Source organism: Paraburkholderia sp. RL18-085-BIA-A, assembly GCF_046027075.1.
Lineage (GTDB): Bacteria > Pseudomonadota > Gammaproteobacteria > Burkholderiales > Burkholderiaceae > Paraburkholderia.
In genome coordinates this window covers 1-1353 of the sequence record NZ_JARESU010000432.1, presented here as the reverse complement: position 1 = coordinate 1353, position 1353 = coordinate 1, and the positions used below count along the sequence as shown (strand labels likewise).

1 protein-coding gene is annotated in these 1353 nt (G+C 57.8%); it reads left to right on the top strand.

Annotated features, from left to right (window positions below):
• Nucleotides 1–1319: IS30 family transposase (locus tag P0D89_RS53035; RefSeq protein ID WP_408379640.1), on the top strand; the 1319-nt coding region annotated here is incomplete at its 5' end.
• Nucleotides 1320–1353 lie beyond the last annotated feature (34 nt).

Sequence of the window (1353 nt, the reverse complement as noted above, 5' to 3'; positions counted from 1 at the left end):
GATCGCCTGGCAGGCCAGGTGTCAATCAGCTAGAGACAAAGCGGGCGTTCTGGAACTGTATCGCGCAGGGCATGGAGACCGAGGCTGCCGCACTGGCATGTGGCGTGTCACAACCTTTGGGACCAAGATGGTTTCGTGAGGCGGGTGGAATGCCGCCGATCGAACTGGCGCCGGGCGCTGGGCCTTATCTGTCTTTTTCTGAACGCGAAGAAATCGCGCTGCTGCGGGCACAGGATTGCGGGGTTCGTGAGATCGCGCGAAGACTGCAGCGCTCACCTTCGACCATCTCGCGCGAGTTGCGCCGTAACGCTGCGACCCGCGGCGGCACTTTGATATACAGGGCGACGGTTGCTCAGTGGAAAGCTGAGCATGCAGCGGAACGTCCGAAAGCTTCCAGGCTGGCAGAGAACGAGAGATTAAAGAAATATGTGCAGAGTCGATTGGCGGGAGCAGTCACCGACTCAGAAGGCAGGCCGATTGCCGGACCTGACGTACCATGGAAAGGACGACGGCAAGGCCGCCGGGCGGACCGGCGTTGGGGCACCTGCTGGAGTCCCGAACAGATCAGTCGGCGATTGCAGGTCGACTATCCCGAAGACCAATCCATGAGAATCTCTCACGAAGCCATCTATCAGGCGCTATACATTCAGGGTCGTGGCGCTCTGCGACGAGAGCTTACTGCCTCTCTGCGGACAGGCCGTGCACTTCGTGTGCCTCGAGCCAGGACGCAACAGCGTGGAAAGCATTTCATCACTCCGGAGGTCATGATCAGTGAACGCCCGGCTGAGGCTGATGATCGTGTTGTTCCGGGTCACTGGGAAGGGGACCTGATCATCGGTCTTAACCGATCCGCAGTAGGTACGCTGGTCGAGCGCACCACCCGCTTTACAATGTTGCTCCATCTTCCACCTATGGAGGGCCATGGCACCGGCGTCCGCGTCAAGAACGGGCCACCGCTGGCGGGTCATGGAGCGGAGGCTGTCCGCAATGCCATAGCTGCGAAGATCGTCTTATTACCTGAGCAGTTGAGACGATCACTCACATGGGATCAAGGTGCAGAGATGGCCCAGCATGTGCAGCTTCGAATCGATACGGGTCTTGAAATCTATTTCTGCGATCCTCAAAGCCCGTGGCAACGAGGGACCAATGAGAATACGAACGGTCTGTTACGTCAATACTTTCCAAAAGGCACCGACATGAGCCGGTACTCGGAGCGTGAACTCGATGCCGTCGCAAGCGCGCTGAATTGCAGACCGCGTAAAAGCCTTGGATGGAAAGCACCAGCAGAAGCACTGAGAGATCTACTACTCGCATCATAAACATCAGGTGTTGCAACGACCCCTTGAACCTAAG